The sequence below is a fragment of the Microcoleus sp. M2_D5 genome, assembly GCF_036701935.1.
In the GTDB taxonomy this organism is placed as follows: Bacteria; Cyanobacteriota; Cyanobacteriia; order Cyanobacteriales; family Microcoleaceae; genus Microcoleus.
Genome location: NZ_JAUBRP010000150.1, coordinates 1 through 5,249, shown reverse-complemented (window position 1 = coordinate 5,249; position 5,249 = coordinate 1). Strand labels below are relative to the sequence as shown.

Here is a 5,249-nt window from a genome sequence, read left to right as displayed (position 1 = left end):
CCGTCTTTTAAGGACGGGCGGGACGCCCATCCCACAATAACAATTAAAATTGTAAGTTATTTAATTCGCGATCCTAAATACCGCTGATAAAACGATGGGGACTCAAAATATTTTCCGGGTCAAACTGCTGTTTAATCCGGCGCATTAGATCGATCGCACTTCCAGTATAGCCCCAAACATCTAACTGTTGCTTGATGTCGGCCGGCGCTGCTAAAACAGTCAGAAAACCGCCTTTCGCTTCGCACCCTCTGCGTACCTGCAACAGCGTTTCCGCAGTCGCAGTCTCAAACCGCAAAACCCCCAAACCGCTACCTGCATGAATCCAAGCGTCCTGTACGGGCAATTCGTTAATTGCCGTTACAGCTTCCGACGGCCTGATTCCTATTTTGCAAATAATTGCCGGCTTTGTGCCAGAATCCCACATTGTTTCTGGCAATCTTTGCCATAACTGATGCTCATCATTTTCGCAGCAGTTAGTGCCTTGCAAACCCAACTTTTCGGCAACTTCCAGCAAGCGGGCTGATTGTTGTTTAACACTTGGGGCGATACTTTGAAATCTGACGATTAATCCCGTGCCCTTTCCTAAGCCTAATTTTGCGACTAATTCAGGTGACAGCAAATCAACGGCACTTGGTGTCAAAGCAGAGGATAATAAGATTTGAGCCGTTTGGGACAAAGCATTAATTTCCCCTGTCAGCACTACGGTTCCCGATGATTCAGGCAGCGGATAAACTCGGAAAGTTACTTGACTTATGACGCCCAATGTGCCGTAAGCACCAGTAAACAGTTTCATCAAGTCGTAACCGGCGACATTTTTAACAACTCGACCCCCGGCTACCGCAATTTTACCGTCCGATCGCACAAAGGTAATTCCCAACAGCAAATCGCGAACCCCCCGATAGCGATGCCGCAAGGAACCCGCATCAGCAGTAGCGACAATGCCGCCCAAAGTTGCCTGTTGCGGATACGCCGGATCGATCGGCAAAAATTGACCTGCTGTCGCTAAAATTTGCTGCAAATCCGCAAACTTCATCCCCGCTTCCGCAGTCACCGTTAAATCGCCCACAGCGTGTTCTACAAGTCGGTTCAGACGCGCCGTGCTCGCGGCCGCGATCCCCCCTGCCCCAGGAGATCCCCCTAAATCCCCCTTAACAAGGGGGACTTTGACAACATCTTGCTCCCCCCTTGTTAAGGGGGGCTGGGGGGGATCGGGGTCTAATTTAACTAAACCGCCCCAACCAAGTTTGCTGCCGCTGCCACAAGGCAAGACTGCACAGCGATGTTGCTGTGCCCAAGCAATCACCGCCGCCAGTTCTTCCTGAGTATTGGGGTAAACAGTACAATCTATTTTCGTCCCCGGGGCAACTGCTTTTTCTACCCGTTCTTGCCAAAATACCTCTGTGTACTGTTGCAGACAGATGCCAGCAGTGCCGACAATACTTTCTAATTCTTGTGTGCTAACGTAATTTTCGGTAGAAAAAGATTTCATGAAGGTTATGAGACGCCCGGTAAAAAAAATTATCAAAACACTGCATAAAACCATTAAATATTAATACGGGCCCCATATTCAAAAGATGAAAAAACAAATGTCTCAAAACCGACTTTCTGTGGGAATTACCGGTCTCAACGAAGTGATTGGCGGCGGCCTAATTCCTCAACGCTCTTATCTGGTGCGCGGCGGCCCGGGTACTGGCAAGACTACACTGGGCTTTCACTTTTTGGCAGCAGGTGTGGCTGTGGGAGAAACGCCCTTGTTTATTACTTTAGGAGAACCGGAAGCGCAATTGCGGGCAAATGCCGAAAGTCTCGGTTTTGATATGGAAGCGATGGCGTTCCTGGATTTGAGCCCATCGTCAGAATTCTTTACAGAAGTTCAGACTTATGACATTTTCTCCCCCTCCGAGGTTGAGCGAGAACCGACTACACAAAAGATTATCGAGCGAGTCCAAGCTGTCAAGCCACAACGGGTGTTTTTGGACGCAATCACTCAATTTCGCTACTTAGCTGCGGATGAGTTTCAATTTCGCAAGCAAGTTTTGTCTTTTCTGCGGTTTTTGGTGGAAGGGGGGGCGACGGTGGTGTTTACCTCCGAAGGCACACCAAGTGCTCCCGACGACGATTTGCAGTTCATCAGCGACGGAGTAATTTATTTAGAACTATTGACAGAAGGACGCGCCCTGTCTGTCACCAAGCTGCGAGGCTCCAACTTCCGCAGCGGCCGCCATTCGCTGCGCCTGACTGATGCTGGTATGGAGGTGTTTCCGCGACTGCTTCCAGACAACTTTCAACAGGATTTTGTTGCGGAAGCGATTTCTTCTGGGGTTCCAGAAATTGACGAACTGCTGCACGGGGGACTGGAACGGGGGACTGTGACGGTGATTAGCGGGCCTAGCGGCGTGGGTAAAACGACGGTGGGGATTCAGTTTATGAAGGAAGCTGCAGGAAGGGGGGAGCGATCGGTAGTTTACATTTTTGAGGAGTCAAGTTCTACTCTGCTGCGCCGCTGCGAATCAGTTAACATCCCGGTTGGGGCGATGATTGGACAAGGAAGCCTTTCGGTGATACCCGTGGAACCTTTGCTGTACTCGCCGGATCAGTTTGCCTGTATGGTACGGCAGGAGGTGGAGCAGGAAAAGACGCGGATTGTGATGATTGACAGTATTTCTGGCTATCAGCTTTCGATGCAGGGACAAGATTTGGTGAACAATTTGCACGCTTTGTGCAAGTATCTGAAGAATATGGGAGTCACCGTTATCTTGATTAATGAGGTAGAAGCCATTAGCGGAGATTTTCGGCTGACCGAGATCGGAATTAGCTATTTGGCGGATAATCTTCTGTTTATACGCTATCTGGAACGCCAATTGCATAATAGGACAGAAATCCGCAAGGCGATCGGAGTAATTAAAAAACGAGTCAGCAATTTCGAGAGAACTCTGCGAGAACTCGATATTACTCGCTACGGAATCAAAGTCAGCAAACCGATAGCGGGGCTGCGCGGCATTTTGAGTTCGGCGCCGGTGTGGGTTGAGGGGGGAGCGGATGAAGATTGAATCGGGGTTTGTCCTGCTGTTTCTGGGCAAGTGCAGCTAATTTTGGAGTCGTGAATCTACTAATGAGTAGGGAGCGCAGCTCACAACTACCTGTAGGGGGCGCACCGCGCACCTCACCACTAGCCTAAGTTCTGGAAAACTTAAATATGTTGGTAAATTTGTGTATTTTTCGACTTTTATCGTAGTGTAGTTTTCAATTCTATGAAATTACATTAGGGACACAGGAAACGCGGCCGTGTCCTGCAACCGAGCATCTGTAGTTCACTCAACAGAAAACCTATGTAATCCCTCGCCGAAAAGAAATAAGTTATAGCAATCCTAAATCATTCATGTAAATTTGTAGGGGTAGTGCTAAGAGTGCCTATCCCCTATCTATCGGGGCAACCGGGCCTGGGATTGCCCCTACAATAATTACGCGAATGATTTAGGGTTGCTATAATACCAGATAAAAAAAGAATCCCACTTTAGGCCACCTCCCAACCGATAGATAATCAGTCACTCCCCATTCTAAAATCTACAATCTACCATCTAAAATGGTATAACCCGTATTCACAGGAAGCAGATCAATGACTGGTAATTCAATAATTTTAGCGGTAGACCGCAATCATCGAAACTTGGAATTATTAGCACAATTTCTTAACAAAGAAGGATACCAGATGCTCGCGGCTTATACCTTTGAAGATGTTGCACAAGTTCTCAGTCAGCCTGCTAAGATCGGTATGGCTTTAGTAGATATTTCTGGTTTCGATCGCCGGATTTGGGACTGCTGCGAACAACTGCGAAATCACCAAATTCCTTTTCTGATACTTTCGCCCAAACAAAGCGCTGCTATTGGGCAAGAAAGCCTCTGCCACGGGGCTCGGAATATGTTGGTAAAACCTTTGATCGTTAGAGATTTGCTGGGAATTGTTCACAGCTTGCTAGGAGAATCTGCGTGAGTCAAATTTTATTGCTTGTCGAACAAAAAGAAAATCGCCGCCTGTTATTAGAATGGCTAGCTGTTTACTATGAGGTATTGCTGCCAAACTCAACAGAAAATAGTGAGGAGTTTTTACCATTTAATCAATCTTTTGACCTGGGAATAATTGACGGTATTTCCCTGAAACGCCACTGGCAGTGGGTGGCGGCACAAAAACAGGCAGAACACCCGGTATGCTTGCCTTTTCTTTTGATTACATCCCGCTCGGATGTAGGGATGGCAACGCAATTTATTTGGCAAAGTATTGACGATTTGATTATCGCTCCGATCGAGAAGATAGAATTGCAAGCGCGGGTGGAAATTTTGCTGCGATCGCGCCAGTTGTCTTTAACTCTCAAATTGTCTCACGACCAACTCGATCGCACTCTGCAAACAGCCCAAGAGCTCAACGAGATGAAAACATCTCTGCTGTACATGATTGCCCACGACGTTCGCAATCCTTTGAATTTCATCATCGGCACTACACAACTTCTTAGCAAGTACAAGTTGACATTAACAGAGGAGAAAACACAAGAACTTCTAGACAAAACTCAAGCAGCAGCCAAAGGTATAGATTTGTTATTAGATGATGTTCTGCTGCTGGGGCGTGTTGAGTCAGGACAAGCCGGGTTTTGCTTGCTACCGCTAGACTTAGCAAAGTTTTGTAATGAGTTGGTAGGCGAATTTCAAAGCAGCTTGAAGTTGAAACCTGAAAATGATCGGGTGAGGCTGATTTTTGTGAATCACCATCAATCGGCTATGGCGTGTTTGGAGGTCAGCTTGCTCCGGCGAATTCTGGGAAATTTGCTGTCCAATGCTATTAAGTATTCTCCCCCCAATACCGAAGTAATTTTTGAATTAAAAGTTACTAAAATTGAGGCTATTTTTTCGGTACAGGATGCAGGAATTGGCATACCAGCAGAAGACCAAGGACGGCTTTTTGATTCATTTTACCGGGCTAAAAATGTCGGTCGAATTCCCGGTACTGGACTGGGGCTGAGCATTGTTAAAAAATGCGTGGACTTGCACGGTGGCGAAATTACGTTGAGCAGTGAAGAAGGTGTTGGCACTAAGTTTACAGTAACGCTGCCGATCGCACAACCTCGAAAAAAGCAAATCTCGCCTGCAACGCCTTAAGGATCGCGAATTAAATAACTTATAATTTTACTTTTTATTGTGGGATGGGCGTCCCGCCCGTCCTTAAAAGACGGGCGGGACGCCCATCCCACATTCAAGAGTGG

4 protein-coding genes are annotated in these 5,249 nt (G+C 47.2%); 3 read left to right on the top strand and 1 reads right to left on the bottom strand.

Translation table 11 applies throughout. The features are described from left to right. Positions 1 to 73 precede the first annotated feature (73 nt). Positions 74 to 1,489: an FAD-binding oxidoreductase gene (locus QUA50_RS29015; RefSeq protein ID WP_333268166.1), complete on the bottom strand. Its 1,416-nt coding sequence runs from the start codon at positions 1,487 to 1,489 to the stop codon at positions 74 to 76. Positions 1,490 to 1,586: 97 nt separating this feature from the next. On the opposite strand from QUA50_RS29015, the gene QUA50_RS29010 reads away from it, so the two are divergent. From QUA50_RS29010 to QUA50_RS29000, 3 genes are all read left to right on the top strand, one after another. Next, positions 1,587 to 3,050, top strand: coding sequence for an ATPase domain-containing protein (locus QUA50_RS29010; RefSeq protein ID WP_333268168.1), 1,464 nt, complete (start codon positions 1,587 to 1,589; stop codon positions 3,048 to 3,050). A gap of 566 nt (positions 3,051 to 3,616) precedes the next feature. Next, complete coding sequence (locus tag QUA50_RS29005; RefSeq protein WP_333268170.1) at positions 3,617 to 3,988, top strand: response regulator; 372 nt, start codon at positions 3,617 to 3,619, stop codon at positions 3,986 to 3,988. Continuing rightward, complete coding sequence (locus tag QUA50_RS29000; protein WP_333268173.1) at positions 3,985 to 5,145, top strand: ATP-binding protein; 1,161 nt, start codon at positions 3,985 to 3,987, stop codon at positions 5,143 to 5,145. Before QUA50_RS29005 ends, QUA50_RS29000 begins: the two co-directional genes overlap by 4 nt. Positions 5,146 to 5,249: the final 104 nt, after the last annotated feature.

Bases quoted from the DNA above. Each gene is read 5' to 3' on its own strand.
- QUA50_RS29015 (WP_333268166.1), bottom strand. From the start codon at position 1,489: ATGAAATCTTTTTCTACCGAAAATTACGTTAGCACACAAGAATTAGAA.
- QUA50_RS29010 (WP_333268168.1), top strand. From the start codon at position 1,587: ATGTCTCAAAACCGACTTTCTGTGGGAATTACCGGTCTCAACGAAGTG.
- QUA50_RS29005 (WP_333268170.1), top strand. From the start codon at position 3,617: ATGACTGGTAATTCAATAATTTTAGCGGTAGACCGCAATCATCGAAAC.